Genomic DNA, 17,402 nt, shown 5'->3' on the forward strand with positions numbered 1-17,402 from the left:
GGTCATACGAGCACTGCGGGTGTTCGAAAAAGTGCTTTGGCGTCCGACGCGGCGATCGCGAGGCCGGTGAGGTGCAGCGATCTTGCTTGCGTCCTTCGCGCGCCGCGGTAGGTCGGTCAGGGGTCGCGCTAGGGCAGGGGGCGTGCAATTGATCCGGTATAAATCATGGTTGCTCTTCGGGGCGCTTGCCTTGGCCGCGCCCGAGGTTTCCGCCAAGCTGTCCGTCGACCCCGTTCCGGCGAGTGCCGAGCTGAACGATGCGCTCGCCGCCAAACGCTATGACGAAGCGATGACTTTGGCACGCCGCGAGCATGAAGCTTGCGTCGCGGGCAAAGGGTCCGATCCTTGCGTCGGACTGCTCGCCTTGCAAAGCGATGCGCTGACCGCCTGGGCGGTCGATCATGGTGATTTCGATCGCGACGAAAAGGGCGAAGGTATGGCCCTTCGCACCGCGCGCCTCATCCACGCCCAAGTGAACAGGCTAAAGGGCTTCGATGGGCCGATCTTCGCGTCGGCGTTCGGCAATCTCGGCGAAATGCTGACGCTCTACGGCCGACCGGTAGAAGGCGAGCAGTATTTGCGGGACGGGCTGCGATACAACATTGTGCGCGCAATGGAGTTCCGGGGAACCGAGCGGCTCTCCGATGCGGCGCTCCGCACGTCACTCCTGCGGTTGACCCGCAACCTTGCGCTGCAGGGTCGCAATGAGGAGGCGCGCGGTTATCTCGCGGCCGCCGACAGCCTGCTCTCGACGTTGGGAATGATGGGCTCCCTGGAAGCCAAACGCGCGCTCCCCGATTTTCTGGCGGTTGCGGCGCTGGTGCCGGGCGAAGCGGCCGGTGGCGCTGCGGATTATGTCGAGGCGGCGGTCGGGTATGAATGGGAACGCGAGCACAACGGCCAGGGATGGGACCCCGATGACTGGGCGGCAGTCCGGGGCCGCCTCGCCCGCGACGAGATCGCTTTTCTCGCGCGAAGCGGGGACATGGCAAAGGCGGTCGCGCGCTTCGATGCCGAGCCGGACCTGCTCCGCGGCGGGCGAGGCGCGTCGCGTCTCGAATTTCTGACCCGGCTAGGCGCTGCGCTTGTCGCACAGGGGCGCGCAAACGAAGGCGCCCCGATTCTCGCCGAGGCAATGCCGGTCGTCGATACGACCTGGGACAGGAGCGACGACCGGCGCATCGATGCGCATGCGGCGCGCGGCGCCGCCATCCTCGCGCTCGATCCGACGCAGCGCGCCGATGCCGCGGCCGAATATCGGCGGGCTGTCTCAGGCGCGGTGGCGCGGGTCGAGGCGGCCGACACAACCGAGGGGCTTGTTCGCGCCGTCCGGCGCTACCGTCCCGTCTTTGAGGGACTGCTCGGCGCCCTTCCTCCCGAAGCGGCGAGCTCGCTCACGCGCGGAGAAGCGTTCGAGGCGGCCCAATGGTCGTCGATCGGCGAGACCGCGGCGACACTCGCCAAGGTTTCGGCACGCACATCGCGCAGCAACGGCCCGGTCGCGGAAAAGGAGCGGTTCCGCGAGGAGGTGCGCGCGAGCGTTGCGTCGCTCAACCGCGAGATCGCGCAATGGCTATCGGTTCCCGGCAGCCCCGATACCGATCGCGAGTTGCTCGGAAAATTCTATTTGCGCGACGTTGATGCCGTGATGGACGAGATGTCGACGGAGGAGATCGCCGCGATCGACCCCGCCTATGATCAGCTCGTCAAGCCTCGGCCGATCGCCGCCGAACGAGTGCAGGCGCTGCTCGACAAGGACGAAGCCGTTCTTTTCTTCCTTTCTGACGAGCGCGGCACGTCGGTCTTCGTTCTGACGCGCTCGGGATTTACATGGCATCGGTCGGCCCTGACCCGCGATGCCTTGGCGAAGAGCGTTGAGCGGCTGCGTGGTCAGATCAAGCGCGACCTTCGCGAGCGCTGGGCCGGGAGCGTCGACAATTTCGACGAGCAGCTTGCGCGCAATCTGTATCAGGAGCTCATTGCGCCCATCGAAACGTCCCTCGGCGGCGCAACACGTCTGATGACCGTGACGCCAGGTCCGCTGAGCAGCCTGCCGTTGACCTTGCTCGTCATAGCCGGCGCCGACACGCAGAAGCCGCAATTTCTGATCGATCGTTACGAGATTTCGACGCTGCCGTCGGTTTCAAGCCTTTACTCGTTGCGTTGCCTGCTTCGGCCTGCGGGTGATCGCCCGGCCGGTTGCGGCCCTGGACCCGGACGCAATCGTCCGCCATCGCAGACGATCCTGTTCGCTGCGGGCGATCCGGCGCTCAAGGGTCATCCGGGCGACGACCGCGGTATCGTGGAATATTCGGAACTGTTCCAGCGTGGCATAGCGGACCCGGCCCGGATCATGGCGATGCCTTCGCTTCCAGGTACGCGCCGCGAGATCGAGGGCGTGCGATCGATGTTCGATCCCGGACAGACCATTGCTCTTATGGGCTCCGCGGCGACCGAGGGATCGGTCAAGTCGAATCCCGGTCTGGCCGATGCACGCTATGTCCTTTTTTCGACGCACGGTCTGCTGGCGAGCGAGACGGGGCTCGATGGCGAGCCGGGTCTCGTCTTCACGCCGCCATTAGCGGGGGCGCAGTCCGACAGGGACGATGGTCTTCTCACCGCCTCGGAAGCCGCGCAACTGAAGCTCGCAGCGGATATCGTCGTACTGTCGGCGTGCAACACGGCAAGTTCGAACGGCAGCGCCGAAGCGGACGGGCTGTCGGGCTTGGCGCAGTCTTTCTTTTATGCTGGCGCGGGTTCGCTTCTGGTGTCGCACTGGCCGCTCGACGATGAGGCCGGGGCCGAAATCGTCACGCATCTCTTTGCAGGCATCGAAAAGCATCCCGGCGCTCCGGGGGCTGCGTTCCGGCAGGCGATACTGGCGCTTCGCGCAAAAGACGATACCTCGTCTCCGGCGGTTTGGGCGCCGCTCGTGTTTGTCGGGACCACCGACCGGGGCGTGCGGTAGCGGGAGTTCGGGTGCTCGCAGTGCGTTATGAGTTCAGGTCGCCCTCCAAACGTCCGCTGAGAGCAAATTTGGTCTTGAATCCGCCCGTCTGCTACCGGCCAGGTCAAGCGTCGGCGCTGGCTCGCAGCGAACAGGTGGCTGAATGGGATGGCAAGCGGATGCAACAGTCGGCTGCTCAAGAGCGAGTTAGTCTCGTTCCAGAAAAATAGCCTCCGGTATCTCTTGGGCCGGCCACAGAGCGCCATAACTAATCATATTCATCAGAGCGATCTGGTCTTGGTCGAAATGGAACGAGTAATAAGCGTGGACCGTGACTAACGGATTGCACTCATTCTCGGGCGTGGCGTCAATCCCTCGTGCGCGCGCGATCACCAGATCGCCCACTGGCGTGGCTTCCAGCAGTTGGAACGGTTGCGGAGCGGGCCACCGAAAACTGGCCCGTCGCATGCTCTCGGTCGAGCGCTCGATTTCTTCGAACGACCCCGCTTGACCGATCTTCTCAAAAAACCTTTCGACGAGTCTCAAACGTTTTTCTTGCGCCTGCCTATCAAATACAGGGTCTGGGCGAGGCGATGATATCTGACAAGACATTGCCGTTCCCGGCATAAACGTGGCGCACGCCACCGCTGTGATTGCCTTCCGCCTCCCGATCATCGGTCGCTCCCCAAACATATAGTGGAGGATACATACAAAGCCGGTGTCCGCAATCGGTCGCTTCCGGTCGTGGCTATCCGGCGCGCCGCGGATGTCCGCCTCTCTCGGTCTCCCGCCAAAACCGGACCGTTCTTAAATGGCCACAAGCGGTTAACGCGCCAAAGAGCGCTTGCTGATTGTCTCGTAGCATGTGCGGGCCAAGGCAGCAGGATAGGAGGTCGGACGGCTCGCGCGATCGACCTGCTCAGCCAGGATAAGGTGATTCCCTCAATAGTCGGGCAAGATGCGTGGCATTAGCGGCCACCATTTTGGCGGTCTCGGTTACTTTGCTGGGGCGATGCTGAAGATCCTTGAAATCGACTGAACCCATCGCCTCACCGACCCAGTAGCAGGCGGCCACGGCGGGAATCGTCCATCCCACATCGTTCAGCGCCTGAAAGATTTGCGACGAAGCATTATGCGCGCCGTCTTCATTGCCGACGATCGCGGCAACAGCCACTTTCGAAAAGCTTGGCATCCGTCCCTTGTCGTCGGTCTCCGACAGGAAGGCATCCATTCGTTCCATCACAAGCTTGGCGACGCTTGATGCCTGACCCATCCAGATCGGTGTGCCGAAGATGAGAATATCGGAGGCGAGGATCGCCTCGCGAATTTTCGGCCATTCGTCGCCAGCACCCTCGTTCGAGGTGACACCCCATTTGATGCTGTGCGCGGCGATACGGATGGGCTTGCCGACACGGACGCCTTCCGCCTCGAAATGTTCGGTAAGCACCGCGAGCATGGCATCGGTCGAGCTCTTGCGGCCACGGGCCGACAGCGAGCAATTGATCGCGGTAGCGGTAATCGGGGGCATATCGTCTCCTTTACCCCGCCGGGGTGAAGCGCGCGCCGGTCGCGGTTGGTTCCGATGTCATACTGGCGGCGTACTCGGAATGACGATGAGCGTCCGCTCTCGACGCGCCTTGGGCGAGTTCCGACAGGGAATTCATGTTGAAAATATCGGTGCCGCCGAGCGCGGGCAGTAAGAAGGGGCCGCCAAAGCGGCCCCTTCCTGTCGGCTTGCCGGGTCAATCGAGCTTGGGACTGACGACGCCCGAGCTGTAGCGCAGATTGTTCTGCACATGTTTGACGCCCGTGACGTCGTCGGCGACATCTTCGGCGCGGCGCTTCGACCGGCGATCCTCGACCGTGCCGGAGAGCGTGACTTCGCCATCTGCGACGCTGACCTCGATCTCGGAGGCGTCGATCCAGACATCCTCGGTAAGACGGTCGTTCACGTCCTCGCGGATGCGCTCGTCGGAGCGGATATAGCTTTTGGGACCGCGGCCGCGGTGATCGAGTTCCCGGCGACGGCGCGCGTCGCGATCGCCGAACCAGGAAAGCACTTCGTCGCCGGCGCGGTCGAGGAAGCCGCGTTCGCCCGGGTCATAATCGGGGCTGCGCGTCCGCGGATATTGGCCGTAAGGCGAATAGCCCTCGACCGGGAGATAGCCGAACTCGCTCGGCCAATAGTTACCGCCGCGCGAACGATCCTCGCCTCGGGCTTCGCCGGCAGCATCGTAATAGGCGTCGCGGCGGGGCGTGCGGTCGTAACGGGGCCAATCGGAGCGCTCAGCGCGGCGGACCGGCCGGCGATAGTCGCCCGCGCGCTCATCCTCCCAATTATCGCGGCGATATTCCTGCTCGCGATAGGCGCGGCGCGGGCGGCGCTGCTCGCGCTCGTCTTCCTCGATCGCCACATAAGCGCGCGACGCATCCTCTGCGCGGCCGCGGTTGTAGCGACCCGGCGATGCGCCGATGTCGGGGCTGCTGTTGTCGCTATAATCCCAGAGCGGGGTGCGGTCGTCGAACCTGTCCATGATCCATCTCCATTTGTTGAGGGTGGCGGGCAGGTTGCCGGGAAGGGAGGCCCCCCCCCGTCCCGCCGAACCGACGCATGGAGTGGGGGCAAGTTCCCGATCTGGGCGCAATATGTCGCGCTGCGACGTCAACGCATCGACGAATGTGACCCGATCTCTCCAATGGGCGGCAGGCGTCGCCGGCGCTGCCGAATTCTCATGTAGACTCAAATCTGGAAAGGATCATACCCAGTGGGCCGCGCGTGCTTTGCGTCCGGCGAACTGGCTGCTGGGGAACCGGATCTCTCCAACGCATCTTTCCAAAGCCTTCCCAGCTCGACGTCGATCCAGTCGGCTGCAAACGGATCGAGGCCAGAGCCGGGATAAAGGCAAAACTCGCCGAAAAGCGGTTGGCAGTCGATTTCGTAAAAATCGACCCGAACGAAGGCTAGGTTCCCGGCAAGCGTCTCTGCAGCTTGCAGCATCGCCCCGAGGGAGGAGGGTCTGGAAGGTCGATCGGCGGCAGGCACGAGCTGCCGCCAGTTGCGGTCATTCAATATCCAGCGGTGACGGACACCGCGCCCCAAATGTACCTGGACGTGCGTCGCGACACCGCCAAAGACGTAGATCTTGTAGTCGATGGGGAGAGGACGTGCGCCGCCGAGCAACGGCTCGGCGAAAACGCCACGCGGCACTTTGCGATATGCCCATTCGTCGAGCCAGCGGCCGTACTCCCGGCGCTGCCACCGGCGCGCGGCTCGCTGGACCTGCTTCCAGCGTTCGCAATCCGGAAACGTCTCCAGGATTTGATACTGGTTACACCCATGACGCGCCTTGACGATTGATGGGAGGGCGAACGGAATGAAGCGCGGCAGCATCTGGCCCTGCCAGAGCGTCGGTACGATCCAGTTTGCACCGAGTTGCTCCGAGGCCAAGCGTTTTGCCTCAAGTTTATCCAGCAGCGTCGTTTGCAACGGTGACCGATCATTCAATTTGCGGAGCTGGACGAGCTCGGTGAAGCGCGTCGGATTGAGCAAGTCGGGCAGGCGTCGATGACGCAAGGCGTAGAGAAGGGCAATCCGGTGCGCGGCTATCGAGGAGCCGACATTGCCCACTTTCGCCGGGTCTTCCGAGGCGCGCGAGAGTTTCATGCCATGTCGGTCTCACGGCTGAGCGACGTGTGGCCGCTATCGCGGAAGCTCGGCCGATCCAGGTTTATATCGCGGCAAAGCTGCATGCGGATACGAACGACCCGGCACAGAAAACGCTCCCGGCAATATCATCGACCAACCTCCGATCACCTAGGCAGCGCTCAGGCGCTCGGGTGCGACCAACCGGTGAGGAACGCGTGATCGCGCGCGCCGCTGCGGATCGCGTGCAGCATCGCACGTCTCAACCTAGGATCTTCATGAACGGGCAAAGGAAGATTGCTACCGGTCAGCCTATTCGAGCGAAGTGGGGGAAGTGGGGAGGGGAAGACCCCGGCGTGACTATACCCAAACAGAAAAAATGCTGACCGTGTATCCGATGATTTGATTGGAGCATCCGCTTGCCTCAAACATTAGGCGCGTAGCACACTCCGACGGCCAAGCTGAGCGATATGTCGTTGAGTCGGATATGCGCGCCGATATTCGGACAACGTTGGGGAGCGGCGCGGACGACGATTGAATGCGTACGCCGACGGCAATTCGACTGAGACGTGGGATCGAACAGCCGCGGCGATACGCGAAGCGATGCACATGGCGGCGGCAGACCGAACGATCACCGTCGAAGCCCGTGCGCCGTTCAAATGCAGTTGGCGAAGAAAGGTTGCAAAGATGAGGCGGAAGGTCGCCGCCATTCTGGAAAACTGTCGAAGCCGCCCTCGACGCGATCGCGGCCTCAGGCATCGGTGCGGCCATTGTCGATATCGGAGGACGAAGAGCAGCGCGCGCTGGCAAGGGCGGGAACGACGATAGCCGCGGCGCATTGGTCATGGGACAGCAAAGGAGCTTTCCGATGACCAAGGACAATATACTCGCCGGCTGCAGAATACTGATCATGGCGACAGATGGCTTCGAACAATCCGAACTCGAAGTGCCGCTTCAGCGTCTGGAGGACGCGGGCGCGGAGGTCGAAATCGCATCGATCGACGATGACGATATCACCGGCTGGGACGAAGACGATTGGGGCGACGAGGTCGAAGTCGATCTCAAGATCGCCGACGTCGACACCGACCGTTATGACGCGCTCGTCCTGCCGGGCGGCCAGATCAATCCCGACTTGCTGCGGGTTGAGGACAAGGCGATCTCGATCATTCGGGCCTTCGCAGGTGCTGGCAAGCCGGTTGCCGCGATTTGCCATGCGCCGTGGCTTCTTGTGGAAGCCGGGCTCGCATCGGGCAAGCGAATGACGAGCTACAAGTCGATCCGCACCGATGTTGCCAATGCCGGCGCGCAGGTGGTCGAAGAGAGCGTCGTGGTCGACGGCAATATCATCACCAGTCGCTGTCCCGACGACCTGCCCGACTTTTGCGATGCGATCGTCGCAGCGGTGGCCGACCGCAGGGCGCGGGCGTAGCTGTGCCGAGCTCAATACGGGACTGTTGAGTTGTGAAAAGGCGATCGCGTGCGGGCACAGCGATTCTTGCGGTAAGCTGTTGAAAGCGGCGGGAACTCGCTGCTTTATGGCGCGTCGTTTCCAAGCCTGCCGCCTAGGCAGTTTGGAAAGGGGATGACCCACATGGGACAGAACAAACAGCAGGGCGGACAAGCCGATCGCAATCCGAACGAGAACCCCGGCCAGCAGGAACAGCAGGATCTGCAGCGTCGCCAGCCCGGTCAGGACAATGACCAGGACCAGGGCAACCAGGCCGGCCGCGACGACGAGAATCGTCAGAACCGCTGACGTCGGAAAGAAGAGTGACGCCGAGGCGTCCTCTCGGGGCAGGGCCGCACTTCGATGCGGCCCGGCCTTTTCTATTCCCCGGTTGCGCCCATTCCAGGTGCAACCTTCCTAGCACTTTGGCATTCTCCCTTCATCGATCGCGGACAGCGGAATGGGAAGGAGAGGCCCGTGCGAACGATTGAGATATGGCCCGACGAAATCGAGGGCGGCGACACCGAGCGAGAGGGTGTCTTCTACGCGACTATGCGCTTCATCGACAGGGAAGCCGAAACAGCCGTCGTGATCTATCTGCAACCCGAGATCGAGCGAGGCATGATCGCCGATCTTTACGGCTGGGCGCAAAGCCGCGGCATGACCGGCCGAACGAACTAAATAGGAAGCATGGGTTGGCAAGCGGTCGCCCGCCTGGATCGGAGCGCCCCTTGGCGGCCACCTTTTCAATGCGGAGAAGTCGTTCGATGCAAGTCAGTCAGCACGGCGTTCCAGAATGCGATCTCTTCGTCATTGCCCCGGTCGCGCGACCATTGCACCTGCCTGGAGACGATGAAGTCGGCCTGTTTGCCATGCCGCAGCTTGATCTCCGACACACAATTTCGAATGTTATGATCTCCGAACGGCATTGCCGATCTCCTTGACGCTCCGCATAGAAACAGGGCAGGTGAGGGCGGCGGTTTCCCGCCGCCCTCGATATGTCAGAAGTCCATCGCCGGCATCGGCGCGGCCTTCTCCTCCTTCGGCAGCTCGGCGACGAGCGCCTCGGTGGTGATCAGCAGCGACGCGACCGACGCGGCATCCTGCAGCGCGGTGCGTACGACCTTGGCGGGGTCGATCACGCCTGCCTTGACGAGGTCCTGATACTCGCCAGTGGCGGCGTTGAAGCCCCAGCTATACTCCTCGCTTTCGAGGAGCTTGCCGACGATCCACGCGCCGTCCTCGCCGGCATTGTCGGCGATCTGACGCGCCGGGGCGCGGAGCGCGCGGCGGACGATGTCGATGCCTGACTGCTGGTCGTCGTTCGCGGCTTTCAGGCCTTCGAGCGCTTTCAGCGACCGGAGCAGCGCGATGCCGCCGCCCGGAAGAATGCCTTCTTCCACGGCCGCGCGCGTCGCATGGAGCGCGTCGTCGACACGGTCCTTCTTCTCCTTGACCTCGACCTCGGTCGCGCCGCCGACACGGATCACCGCGACACCGCCCGCGAGCTTGGCGAGCCGCTCCTGCAGCTTCTCGCGGTCGTAATCGCTGGTGGTCGTCTCGATCTGCTGGCGGATCTGCGCGACGCGGCCGTCGATATCCGACTTCGCGCCGACGCCGTCGACGATCGTCGTATTATCCTTGTCGATGACGACCTTCTTCGCGCGCCCGAGCATGTTGATCGTGACGCTCTCGAGCTTGATCCCGAGTTCCTCGCTGACGACATTGCCGCCGGTGAGCACGGCGATATCCTCGAGCATCGCCTTGCGGCGATCGCCAAAGCCCGGCGCTTTCACCGCCGCGACCTTGAGCCCGCCGCGCAGGCGATTGACGACGAGGGTTGCGAGCGCGTCGCCCTCAACATCCTCGGCGATGATGAGCAATGGCCGGCCCGACTGGACGACGCTCTCGAGGAGCGGCAGCATCGCCTGCAGGTTCGAGAGCTTCTTCTCGTGGATCAGAATGTACGGATCGTCGAGCTCGACCTTCAGCTTCTCGGCATTGGTGATGAAGTAGGGCGAGAGATAGCCGCGATCGAACTGCATGCCCTCGACCGTTTCGAGCTCGGTCGCGAGGCTCTTCGCTTCCTCGACGGTGATCACGCCCTCGTTGCCGACCTTTTCCATCGCCTCGGCGAGGATCTTGCCGACCTCTCCGTCGCCGTTCGCCGAGATGGTCGCGACCTGCGCGATCTCGCTGTTCGCCTCGACTTTCTTGGCGTGCGCCTTAAGATCCTCGACGACCGTGGTCACCGCAAGATCGATGCCGCGCTTGACGTCCATCGGGTTCATCCCCGCGGCAACCGCCTTCGAGCCTTCGCGGACGATCGCCTGCGCAAGCACGGTCGCGGTGGTCGTGCCGTCGCCGGCCTTGTCGTTCTGCTTGCTCGCGACCTCGCGCAGCATCTGCGCGCCCATATTCTCGAACTTGTCGGCAAGCTCGATTTCCTTGGCGACGGTGACGCCGTCCTTGGTGATGCGCGGCGCGCCGAAGCTTTTGTCGATCACGACGTTGCGGCCCTTGGGGCCCAGCGTGACCTTCACTGCATTCGCAAGCGTATCCACGCCGCGCAGCATGCGATCACGCGCGTCCGACGCAAATTTCACTTCCTTGGCAGCCATTCTTACCTCCTTCTTGATGTCCTTTCAGTTGTTGGATGGATGCGGCGTCAGGCCGCCTGCTTGAGCGCTTCGGCCTGCTCGATGACCCCGAGAATGTCGCTCTCCTTCATGATGAGCAGCTCCTCGCCGTCGATGCGCACCTCGGTGCCCGACCATTTGCCGAACAGGATGCGATCGCCTGCCTTGACGTCGAGCGCGGTGACCGTGCCGTCCTCGGCGCGGACGCCGGGACCGACGGCGACGACTTCGCCTTCCTGTGGCTTTTCCTTGGCGGTGTCGGGGATGATGATGCCGCCCGAGGTCTTCTCCTCGGCTTCGATGCGGCGGACGACCACACGGTCGTGCAAGGGTCGGAAATGCATGCATAACCTCCATATTGCATAACGATATGATAAGCCGGCGCGCCTGTCCGGGACGCGCGGCGCCGATGAGCTAGGAAGCGATTTTTTTCGCTTCAAGAGGTCTGGCGAAAATTTTTTGATGGCTGCGCTGGCGCGAAACAAACGCCGGTAATCAAGGGGCTGAACCCTCTTGACTCGACTCGCTTCGCTCCCAAAATTTTTTCCTGCGGCGCTTTGCCGCACGACAAGAAAGGAAAGGCTACAAGGAAGGAGGCACGATCATGTCCGAGCCATTTTCCCGTTTTCTTCATCCCTTCGACGTGGCGCGTCACCCGAGCCTCGAGCCCGAGGTCAAGCGCGCCCTTCTCGCATCCTGGGCATCGGACCACTCGGCGGTCCGCAACAAGCCCGCACTTCGCAAACCCCCGGGGGCGAGGCGAGCGGTGCCAGTCGACGATGTGCTCGCGGCGCTTCGGTCGCTCGATGGCGGCGAGACGCGCGCGCCATGACCGACCGCGCGCTGATCGCCCAGCTGGACGGCTACGGGCTGACGACCGCCGAGATCCATTATTACCGGCCCGATCATCCCTCGCTGCTCCAGCTCTTCGTCTGGCAGGACTATGATCTGCCGCCGGACTTCCCGGTGCTGTTCGATTTTCTGGCGATGTGGCGGCGCCAGATCGAAGCCGCGCTTCATTCGGTACGGATCGCGCACGAGGCGCTGATCGGCCCGGCCGAGTGGAGCGCGGCCGATATTATCCGGTCGATTGACTGACGCTCGTTCTGGCGGTGGCGCCATCGCCGCTGGGGCGCCCCGAGGACCCTTTGAATTGCGGGGCCGCGCCGTTGGCAGCGGCCCCGCCAGATTTTACGCGTTTTCGAGGCTCTTCTCTTTGGACGCGCCGATCCGGCGCGGTTCGGCATCGCCGCTGCCGATCTCGATCTTGCGCGGTTTCATCGCCTCGGGAATGACCCGGTTGAGCTCGATCGCCAGCAGGCCGTCGGCGAAGCTCGCCGCGCCGACCTCGATATAGTCGGCGAGCTGGAAGTGCCGCTCGAACGCGCGGCGCGCGATGCCGCGATGAAGATAGCTGCGCTTTTCATCTTCTTCCGCCGGCTTGCCCGACACGCTGAGCTGGTTCTGCTGGGCGACGATCTCGATCTCGTCGGGTTTGAAACCGGGAACCGCGAGCGTGATGCGGAAGCGGTCGTCGGCCTCGCGCACGATGTCGAAGGCGGGAAAGCCGTCCGACGTTTCGCTGCGCTGCCCTTTCTCGAGCAGGTCGAAGAGGTGATCGAAGCCCACCGTCGAGCGGCGGTAGGGGGTGAAGTCAAAGTCGGTTCTCATTTCCAAATCCTCCTGATTGAAGCAATTCGGGCATGAGATGCGCCGGGACTTAGAGCCGGCGCTCTCTATGTCCTTCGGACCCGAACAATCCGGCGTCCAGAAAAAAGCTAGGAAGCCAAATTTCCGTTTCAAGAGGTCGAAAGCGCTTTGGATTGGCGAATGGGGCGGCGCTCCATAGGCGCTTTCAGGTGCGGAGCCGCGCCGCGCGCGGCTCCGCGATCGGATCAGGCGGCGCGGCTGCCGCCGGTATCGCCGATCCATATGGTGATTTGGTCCCTGACCAACAGCTTCAGCTTCTTGAGCCGCGCGATCAGGACCTCGTCGGGTCGGCGCTGCCGCGCTTCCCGATCGATTTCGGCGTCGAGGCGGGCATGCTCGCGCCGCAGATAATCGATATGTTTGCTGGACATCTTCTTCTCCATGCCAAGTTGAGGATGTTGCAGCCCGAGCGGCTGCGGCGTGGATGTAGGAAAGCTATGGTCAGGATTTCAAGGGGTTGAAGTGTCCGCCTGTGGGAGACTGTCGGAAGCTGTGAAGAGCATCGCGCGGCGCCCCGCAGGGACAGGCACGACAGCCGGCATTGGGATGCAAAGTTGTAGAGGCGGTCGGCGCGCTACAGCTAAATCGTCACAACATGGGTTAGTCGCTGCAACCCGGCCCGGCGACCATTGTTTCGGTAGCATGCCGACTCGCGAGGGACAGGTTTACCCGCTCTTCAGACGCGTCGCCGACGCCATTCGCGCTGTCCGCCTTCCTGGCCGCGCCTGGGAATATGCGCTGCGCCGGAGCCAACCGGCATATGCTTCAGAATGGGAGTGATGGATGTGACCATGAAAGCACAGAAGCTTGATACGATCTGGGTCGAGAAACCCTGGGGCGTCGATCGGCTCCCTCCGCCCTTCGACGCACGGACCGATGGCCGCGTCGGCGAAATCTGGTTTCGTCCGCCCCAATCCAATCCGCTGCTCGTGAAATATATCTTCACGAGCGAGCGCCTGTCGATCCAGGTCCATCCCGACGACCGGCAAGCGCAGGCGCGCGGACTTCCCGCAGGCAAGGAGGAATGCTGGTACATTCTGGGTGCCGAACCCGGGGCTATGCTCGGGATCGGAACGGGTCGTTCGCTCAGCGAGCGCGAACTCGCCGATGCCGCCCGCTCGGGCGCTATCGAGGCGCTCATGGAGTGGCATCCGGTGCGCGCGAACATGTTCTTTCATATTCCGCCCGGAACCGTCCATGCAATCGGTGCCGGGGTCACACTCGTCGAAATCCAGCAGAATGTGGATGTTACCTATCGTCTCTACGATTACGGCCGCCCGCGCGAGCTGCACCTCGCCGATGGGACGGCGGTCGCGAAGGCTGGGCCAATGTCACGCGATCTCTGCCGCCAAGTCGATATCGCAGAGAGCGCGTTGTTGCTCGACAGCCGCCATCTCGTGGTCGCGCACCTGAACGCCAACGACCTTTCGCCGCTTGCCGATGCGAGGGATGGGGCGATGATCGTCCCCCTCGGCGGTACGGTCGCAGCTGAGGGCGTGACCGCGCAGGCGGGCGAGTGCCTGTGGGCCGAAGACGTCACCACCATCGAGGCCGGAGCCGGCGCGCGTTTTCTGGCGGGTTGGCACAAGCCTTGACGCCCTGCGCGACCTTGGCGCATCACCGATGGGGGGCGATCCGCCTGCGCCAACTGGCCTGGCACCGTCCCGCCGCCCGAGACGCCTAGCGAGGCGCGTCGGCTGCCGCGCATGTTACAGGGTTGATCGGCTATCCGCCCGAGGCTTTCTCTACGGCGCTTCCCATCTCCTCTCCGAGGCGTACCCGCCGTTCGGGAAACCAATCGGGGTTGAACGCGATCGCTTGCTTCTCGAACAGCATCACGATCGTGGAGCCGAGGAGAAAGCGACCCATCTCGTCGCCCTTGCGCAGCGAGACTTCATCGGGGGCGTAGGACCATGACGATATCTTGCTCGATCGCTTTGCATTCACCACGCCATGCCATGACGTTGCGATGCTGCCGACGATGGTCGCACCTACGAGTATCATCGCGAAATGGCCGTGAGTGGGGGACTCGAACAGGCATATGACCCGCTCGTTGCGCGCGAAAAGGCCGGGCACCCCGCGCGCGGTCGTCGGGTTGACGGAAAAGAGCGAGCCCGGGACGTGGATCATGCGTCTGAGCTCCCCGTCGCACGGCATGTGCAGCCGGTGATAATCCTTGGGCGAAAGATAGAGGTTGGCGAAACTGCCGTCGCGAAACGTCGACCCCAGCGCAGCGTCGCCGCCCAATATTGCGGTGGTGGTGAAACGGTGGCCCTTGGCCTGGACGATGTGATGATCGTCGATCGCGCCGAACTGACTGATCGCACCGTCGACCGGGCAGATGAAATCGGCCGCGGCGAGCGGGCGCGCGCCCGCTATCAGCGGGCGGGTGAAGAAGTCGTTGAAGCTCGCATAGCTGCGAATATCCGGATTGTGGGCCTCGCTCATGTCGACGCCGTATCTCGCGACGAACCATCGGATCAGCTTGGGGGTCAGCCAGCCGGACGATGAAGCCACACGGCCGACGAATTCGGTCAGCCGCCGCTTCGGCATCGCATGCTGGGCAAGAATTGTCAGGCGCTTGAACATGATATCATCCGTTGGTCGATCCTTCGGAGGGAAAGCCGATCGCCTGGGGAGAGACGACGGCGCCCGCCTCTTCGTTCCGGCGGTGATGCTTTATCCCGATGTCGTGGGGCAAGGGAAGGCGCATGGCCGGGAGCGGAAGATAATCGGGTAGGGGGCGCGCTCAGTCTCGCCGGGCTTTTGGCGCCCCTCCCGCCGAACGGAGGAAGCGGTAACTCTTCATATCATAGTTCCGCGCGCGCAGGAAGTTGTGGGCGTTGTTGATCATGATGTCGCTCATGATCTCGATCGTGCCGCATCCGCCCTTGGCGAGAGCCGTTTCGGCGGCGGTCAGGAGCGCCGTCCCGATGCCGCGGCGCCGATGGTCGCCGTCGACAAGCAGCAGGGTGACGCGGCCGACGAGGCCGTGCTGCAAGGTCGGAACGACGCCCCAGGCGCAGCATCCGACCAGCCCGCCGGCATCGGCGACGAGAAGCCCGGCCTTCGCTTTGCCGATCGCCTCAACGTTCGCATCGATCGATATGCGCTCGGGCGGCTCGGCAAGCTGCGCGAGCAGACGGGCGAGAGCCTTTCGGTCCTTGCCCGTCGCGGGCCGCAGGCTGAGCTCGGGCTCCGGCAGGGCTTCGGGTTTGACGATCCTCAGCACCGGCTTGGCTTTCGGCGGCGGCGGCGGATCCTGCCGCCTTCGTGCAGGCTCGGGTGACGGTGGCGGACTCGTTTTTCCGCGTCGGCGGATAGGCGAACGCTCCTCGATGGGTTCGGCAGCTTTGGGTGCCTTCTTGGCACGCTTCGCCGCGGGTTCGCGTTCGGCCGAGAGTTTCCAGCTGTCGGCCGCGCCGCCGCGAAGATAGTGCGCGATGTCGGCGGCGCTTGCCATGAGCCCTTGTTCGCCGATCCCGAGGAGCGGCTTGCCCGCCGCATCGGTGAGGCCGAACTTCCCATAGTCGCCGACGCCCGGCGTTCGCTTTCGCGACCGGACGAGTTTCATCCCGCGATGTTCGGCCATGGCGCGTAGCTCGTCGGCTGTCGGCTCGGTCGCCATCGATCAGGGCCGGAAAGGAGAGGCGGGGCGGGTCTGCGGGGAGGGGGCGCTCGCTCGGACCGGCGGCGCGCGCTTGCCCGCGTCCTGGTGGGAACCTGTGCGGCTGCGACGCGCTCTGCCCATATGCGCGCGCGCCGCTTCACCCGCTCGACCATGATCGACCATGTCGCCTATGACGAGGCGGCGTCGGTGCTTTCCATCAGCTTCCGGGACAGCGGCAAATATCTTTATCATGGCGTCCCGCGCGCGATCTACGACGGGCTGTGCGCCGCGGATTCGCTCGGCGCCTTCTTCAACGCGCATATCAAGGATCATTTCCGCTGCGAGCGCGACCCGGCGCGCAGGCGGTTCGGTCCTGGTGCCTGACAGTGGGGCGGTGACGATCGCCCCTGCGGAGGCGCCGCTCATGCGCGCTTGCGCGCTGCCGGCTTGGCGGGCGCTTTTTTCGCCGGGGCTTTTTTGGCAGTCGCCTTTCTGGCACTGCCAGCCTTCGCCTTTCCGCCGCCGTCACCGATTGACTTCTTCAGCGCCGCCATCAGGTCGACGACGTTCGATCCGCTCGGCGCCTTCTCGTCCTTCCCGTCGTCGAGATTGAGCGTTTTGCCCTTCTTCTTGCGCTCGATGAGCTCCTTCAGCGCCTCGACGTAGCGATCGTGAAAGTCGCTCGCGTCGAACTTGCCCGTCTTCTTGTCGATCAGCGTCGTCGCGAGGTCGAGCAGGTCTTCGTCGGGATCGCTGTCGGCAATGTCGCGGAAATAGCTCGCCGCCTTGTTGACCTCGTCGGCATAGCGCAGCGTCTCCATGACGAGACCCCGGCCGCACGCCTTGATGCTGACGACATATTCACGGCCGCGCATCGCGAGCTGACCGAGACCGACCTTGCCCGTGCGGCGCAGCGCCTCGCGCAGCACGATGAACGCTTCCTCGGCAAGGTCGTCGGCGGGGACGACATAATAGGGCTTCTCGAAATAGATCTCGTCGATATCCTCGGCCTCGACGAACTGGGTGAGCTCGAGCGTCTTCTTGCTCTCGAGCCTGACCCCTTCGATCTCCTCGTCGTCGAGCAGCACATATTGGTCCTTGGCATATTGGAATCCCTTGACGATCTCGTCGACATCGACCGGGCCGACGCCGGGGACGACCTTTTCATATTTGATGCGCCTGCCGGTCGGCTCGTGGATCTGGTTGAACGCGATCGTCGCCCCGCTCTTCGTCGCCGAATAGATCTCGACCGGGATCGAAACGAGCGCCAAGCGGATCTGGCCTTTCCAATAAGGGCGCGCAGCCATCGTCACTCACTCCTTTGCCAATGCTCCTTCAATGCGCGCGGTCGCCGAGCGTTCCGCGCCGGCGATGGGAAGGGAAGCCCGATCGCCGCAACGGGATCG

20 protein-coding genes are annotated in these 17,402 nt (G+C 63.4%); 8 read left to right on the forward strand and 12 right to left on the reverse strand.

Going from position 1 to position 17,402, the window contains the following annotated elements; genetic code table 11:
* Window positions 1-142 precede the first annotated feature (142 nt).
* Window positions 143-2,968: a CHAT domain-containing protein gene (locus BWQ93_RS02420; RefSeq protein WP_156878106.1), complete on the forward strand. Its 2,826-nt coding sequence runs from the start codon at window positions 143-145 to the stop codon at window positions 2,966-2,968.
* Between the two features lie 186 nt (window positions 2,969-3,154).
* On the opposite strand, the gene BWQ93_RS02425 is transcribed toward BWQ93_RS02420, so the two are convergent.
* The 4 genes from BWQ93_RS02425 to BWQ93_RS02440 form a co-directional block, all read right to left on the reverse strand.
* Entirely contained in the window at window positions 3,155-3,493 is a 339-nt protein-coding gene (locus BWQ93_RS02425; RefSeq protein WP_077029137.1) for a hypothetical protein, read from the reverse strand.
* A 373-nt stretch (window positions 3,494-3,866) separates the two neighbouring features.
* Window positions 3,867-4,475: a flavodoxin family protein gene (locus BWQ93_RS02430; protein ID WP_077029138.1), complete on the reverse strand. Its 609-nt coding sequence runs from the start codon at window positions 4,473-4,475 to the stop codon at window positions 3,867-3,869.
* A gap of 214 nt (window positions 4,476-4,689) precedes the next feature.
* The gene (locus tag BWQ93_RS21485) at window positions 4,690-5,481 is read right to left on the reverse strand and encodes a BON domain-containing protein (RefSeq protein WP_083720544.1); all 792 of its coding nucleotides are present in this window, start codon (window positions 5,479-5,481) and stop codon (window positions 4,690-4,692) included.
* Window positions 5,482-5,687: 206 nt separating this feature from the next.
* A complete protein-coding gene (locus tag BWQ93_RS02440) occupies window positions 5,688-6,611 on the reverse strand; it encodes an ATP-grasp fold amidoligase family protein (protein WP_083720546.1) in 924 nt (307 codons plus the stop codon).
* Between the two features lie 847 nt (window positions 6,612-7,458).
* On the opposite strand from BWQ93_RS02440, the gene BWQ93_RS02445 reads away from it, so the two are divergent.
* From BWQ93_RS02445 to BWQ93_RS02450, 3 genes are all read left to right on the forward strand, one after another.
* Window positions 7,459-8,019, forward strand: a complete 561-nt coding sequence (locus BWQ93_RS02445) for a type 1 glutamine amidotransferase domain-containing protein (protein WP_077029139.1) — start codon at window positions 7,459-7,461, stop codon at window positions 8,017-8,019.
* A gap of 162 nt (window positions 8,020-8,181) precedes the next feature.
* Window positions 8,182-8,346: a hypothetical protein gene (locus BWQ93_RS21025; protein ID WP_198040456.1), complete on the forward strand. Its 165-nt coding sequence runs from the start codon at window positions 8,182-8,184 to the stop codon at window positions 8,344-8,346.
* A gap of 168 nt (window positions 8,347-8,514) precedes the next feature.
* On the forward strand, window positions 8,515-8,718 hold the full coding sequence (locus BWQ93_RS02450; protein WP_054727962.1) for a hypothetical protein: 204 nt from the start codon (window positions 8,515-8,517) through the stop codon (window positions 8,716-8,718).
* 65 nt (window positions 8,719-8,783) lie between these two features.
* Here the strand turns inward: BWQ93_RS02450 and BWQ93_RS20620 are convergent, their stop codons facing one another.
* From BWQ93_RS20620 to groES, 3 genes are all read right to left on the reverse strand, one after another.
* Window positions 8,784-8,966: a hypothetical protein gene (locus tag BWQ93_RS20620; RefSeq protein WP_156878107.1), complete on the reverse strand. Its 183-nt coding sequence runs from the start codon at window positions 8,964-8,966 to the stop codon at window positions 8,784-8,786.
* Window positions 8,967-9,038: 72 nt separating this feature from the next.
* The gene (gene groL / locus BWQ93_RS02455) at window positions 9,039-10,658 is read right to left on the reverse strand and encodes a chaperonin GroEL (RefSeq protein ID WP_077029140.1); all 1,620 of its coding nucleotides are present in this window, start codon (window positions 10,656-10,658) and stop codon (window positions 9,039-9,041) included.
* Between the two features lie 47 nt (window positions 10,659-10,705).
* Window positions 10,706-11,020 (reverse strand): co-chaperone GroES, encoded by a 315-nt coding sequence (gene groES / locus BWQ93_RS02460; RefSeq protein ID WP_054727958.1) that lies wholly within the window; start codon window positions 11,018-11,020, stop codon window positions 10,706-10,708.
* A 260-nt stretch (window positions 11,021-11,280) separates the two neighbouring features.
* Between groES and BWQ93_RS02465 the strand changes: the two genes are divergently transcribed.
* Together BWQ93_RS02465 and BWQ93_RS02470 are read left to right on the forward strand one after the other, a co-directional pair.
* Window positions 11,281-11,508, forward strand: coding sequence for a hypothetical protein (locus BWQ93_RS02465; protein WP_077029141.1), 228 nt, complete (start codon window positions 11,281-11,283; stop codon window positions 11,506-11,508).
* A complete protein-coding gene (locus tag BWQ93_RS02470; RefSeq protein WP_077029142.1) occupies window positions 11,505-11,774 on the forward strand; it encodes an usg protein in 270 nt (89 codons plus the stop codon). The genes BWQ93_RS02465 and BWQ93_RS02470 overlap by 4 nt, the downstream gene beginning before the upstream one ends.
* A gap of 93 nt (window positions 11,775-11,867) precedes the next feature.
* On the opposite strand, the gene BWQ93_RS02475 is transcribed toward BWQ93_RS02470, so the two are convergent.
* Both BWQ93_RS02475 and BWQ93_RS02480 read right to left on the reverse strand, forming a co-directional pair.
* Window positions 11,868-12,347, reverse strand: coding sequence for an Hsp20 family protein (locus tag BWQ93_RS02475; RefSeq protein ID WP_077029143.1), 480 nt, complete (start codon window positions 12,345-12,347; stop codon window positions 11,868-11,870).
* A gap of 224 nt (window positions 12,348-12,571) precedes the next feature.
* A complete protein-coding gene (locus BWQ93_RS02480) occupies window positions 12,572-12,757 on the reverse strand; it encodes a YdcH family protein (protein WP_077032153.1) in 186 nt (61 codons plus the stop codon).
* Window positions 12,758-13,177: 420 nt separating this feature from the next.
* On the opposite strand from BWQ93_RS02480, the gene BWQ93_RS02485 reads away from it, so the two are divergent.
* On the forward strand, window positions 13,178-13,981 hold the full coding sequence (locus BWQ93_RS02485) for a class I mannose-6-phosphate isomerase (protein WP_077032154.1): 804 nt from the start codon (window positions 13,178-13,180) through the stop codon (window positions 13,979-13,981).
* A 130-nt stretch (window positions 13,982-14,111) separates the two neighbouring features.
* Here BWQ93_RS02485 and asd read toward each other — a convergent pair whose 3' ends face one another.
* Window positions 14,112-14,975 carry an archaetidylserine decarboxylase gene (gene asd / locus BWQ93_RS02490; protein WP_077029144.1) on the reverse strand — a complete coding sequence of 288 codons (864 nt, stop codon included), beginning with the start codon at window positions 14,973-14,975 and terminating at the stop codon, window positions 14,112-14,114.
* Window positions 14,976-15,135: 160 nt separating this feature from the next.
* Entirely contained in the window at window positions 15,136-16,014 is an 879-nt protein-coding gene (locus tag BWQ93_RS02495) for a GNAT family N-acetyltransferase (protein WP_077029145.1), read from the reverse strand.
* A 123-nt stretch (window positions 16,015-16,137) separates the two neighbouring features.
* Here BWQ93_RS02495 and BWQ93_RS02500 point away from each other — a divergent pair, with 123 nt between their 5' ends.
* Entirely contained in the window at window positions 16,138-16,380 is a 243-nt protein-coding gene (locus tag BWQ93_RS02500) for a KTSC domain-containing protein (protein ID WP_232314709.1), read from the forward strand.
* 38 nt (window positions 16,381-16,418) lie between these two features.
* On the opposite strand, the gene ku is transcribed toward BWQ93_RS02500, so the two are convergent.
* Window positions 16,419-17,303 (reverse strand): non-homologous end joining protein Ku, encoded by an 885-nt coding sequence (gene ku, locus BWQ93_RS02505; RefSeq protein ID WP_077029146.1) that lies wholly within the window; start codon window positions 17,301-17,303, stop codon window positions 16,419-16,421.
* Window positions 17,304-17,402: the final 99 nt, after the last annotated feature.

The organism is Sphingopyxis sp. QXT-31, from assembly GCF_001984035.1.
Classification (GTDB): domain Bacteria; phylum Pseudomonadota; class Alphaproteobacteria; order Sphingomonadales; family Sphingomonadaceae; genus Sphingopyxis.

Bases quoted from the DNA above. Each gene is read 5' to 3' on its own strand.
- BWQ93_RS02430 (WP_077029138.1), bottom strand. From the start codon at position 4,475: ATGCCCCCGATTACCGCTACCGCGATCAATTGCTCGCTGTCGGCCCGT.
- BWQ93_RS21485 (WP_083720544.1), bottom strand. From the start codon at position 5,481: ATGGACAGGTTCGACGACCGCACCCCGCTCTGGGATTATAGCGACAAC.
- BWQ93_RS02440 (WP_083720546.1), bottom strand. From the start codon at position 6,611: ATGAAACTCTCGCGCGCCTCGGAAGACCCGGCGAAAGTGGGCAATGTC.
- BWQ93_RS02445 (WP_077029139.1), top strand. From the start codon at position 7,459: ATGACCAAGGACAATATACTCGCCGGCTGCAGAATACTGATCATGGCG.
- BWQ93_RS21025 (WP_198040456.1), top strand. From the start codon at position 8,182: ATGGGACAGAACAAACAGCAGGGCGGACAAGCCGATCGCAATCCGAAC.
- BWQ93_RS20620 (WP_156878107.1), bottom strand. From the start codon at position 8,966: ATGCCGTTCGGAGATCATAACATTCGAAATTGTGTGTCGGAGATCAAG.
- groL (WP_077029140.1), bottom strand. From the start codon at position 10,658: ATGGCTGCCAAGGAAGTGAAATTTGCGTCGGACGCGCGTGATCGCATG.
- groES (WP_054727958.1), bottom strand. From the start codon at position 11,020: ATGCATTTCCGACCCTTGCACGACCGTGTGGTCGTCCGCCGCATCGAA.
- BWQ93_RS02465 (WP_077029141.1), top strand. From the start codon at position 11,281: ATGTCCGAGCCATTTTCCCGTTTTCTTCATCCCTTCGACGTGGCGCGT.
- BWQ93_RS02470 (WP_077029142.1), top strand. From the start codon at position 11,505: ATGACCGACCGCGCGCTGATCGCCCAGCTGGACGGCTACGGGCTGACG.
- BWQ93_RS02475 (WP_077029143.1), bottom strand. From the start codon at position 12,347: ATGAGAACCGACTTTGACTTCACCCCCTACCGCCGCTCGACGGTGGGC.
- BWQ93_RS02480 (WP_077032153.1), bottom strand. From the start codon at position 12,757: ATGTCCAGCAAACATATCGATTATCTGCGGCGCGAGCATGCCCGCCTC.
- BWQ93_RS02485 (WP_077032154.1), top strand. From the start codon at position 13,178: ATGAAAGCACAGAAGCTTGATACGATCTGGGTCGAGAAACCCTGGGGC.
- asd (WP_077029144.1), bottom strand. From the start codon at position 14,975: ATGTTCAAGCGCCTGACAATTCTTGCCCAGCATGCGATGCCGAAGCGG.
- BWQ93_RS02495 (WP_077029145.1), bottom strand. From the start codon at position 16,014: ATGGCGACCGAGCCGACAGCCGACGAGCTACGCGCCATGGCCGAACAT.
- BWQ93_RS02500 (WP_232314709.1), top strand. From the start codon at position 16,138: ATGCGCGCGCGCCGCTTCACCCGCTCGACCATGATCGACCATGTCGCC.
- ku (WP_077029146.1), bottom strand. From the start codon at position 17,303: ATGGCTGCGCGCCCTTATTGGAAAGGCCAGATCCGCTTGGCGCTCGTT.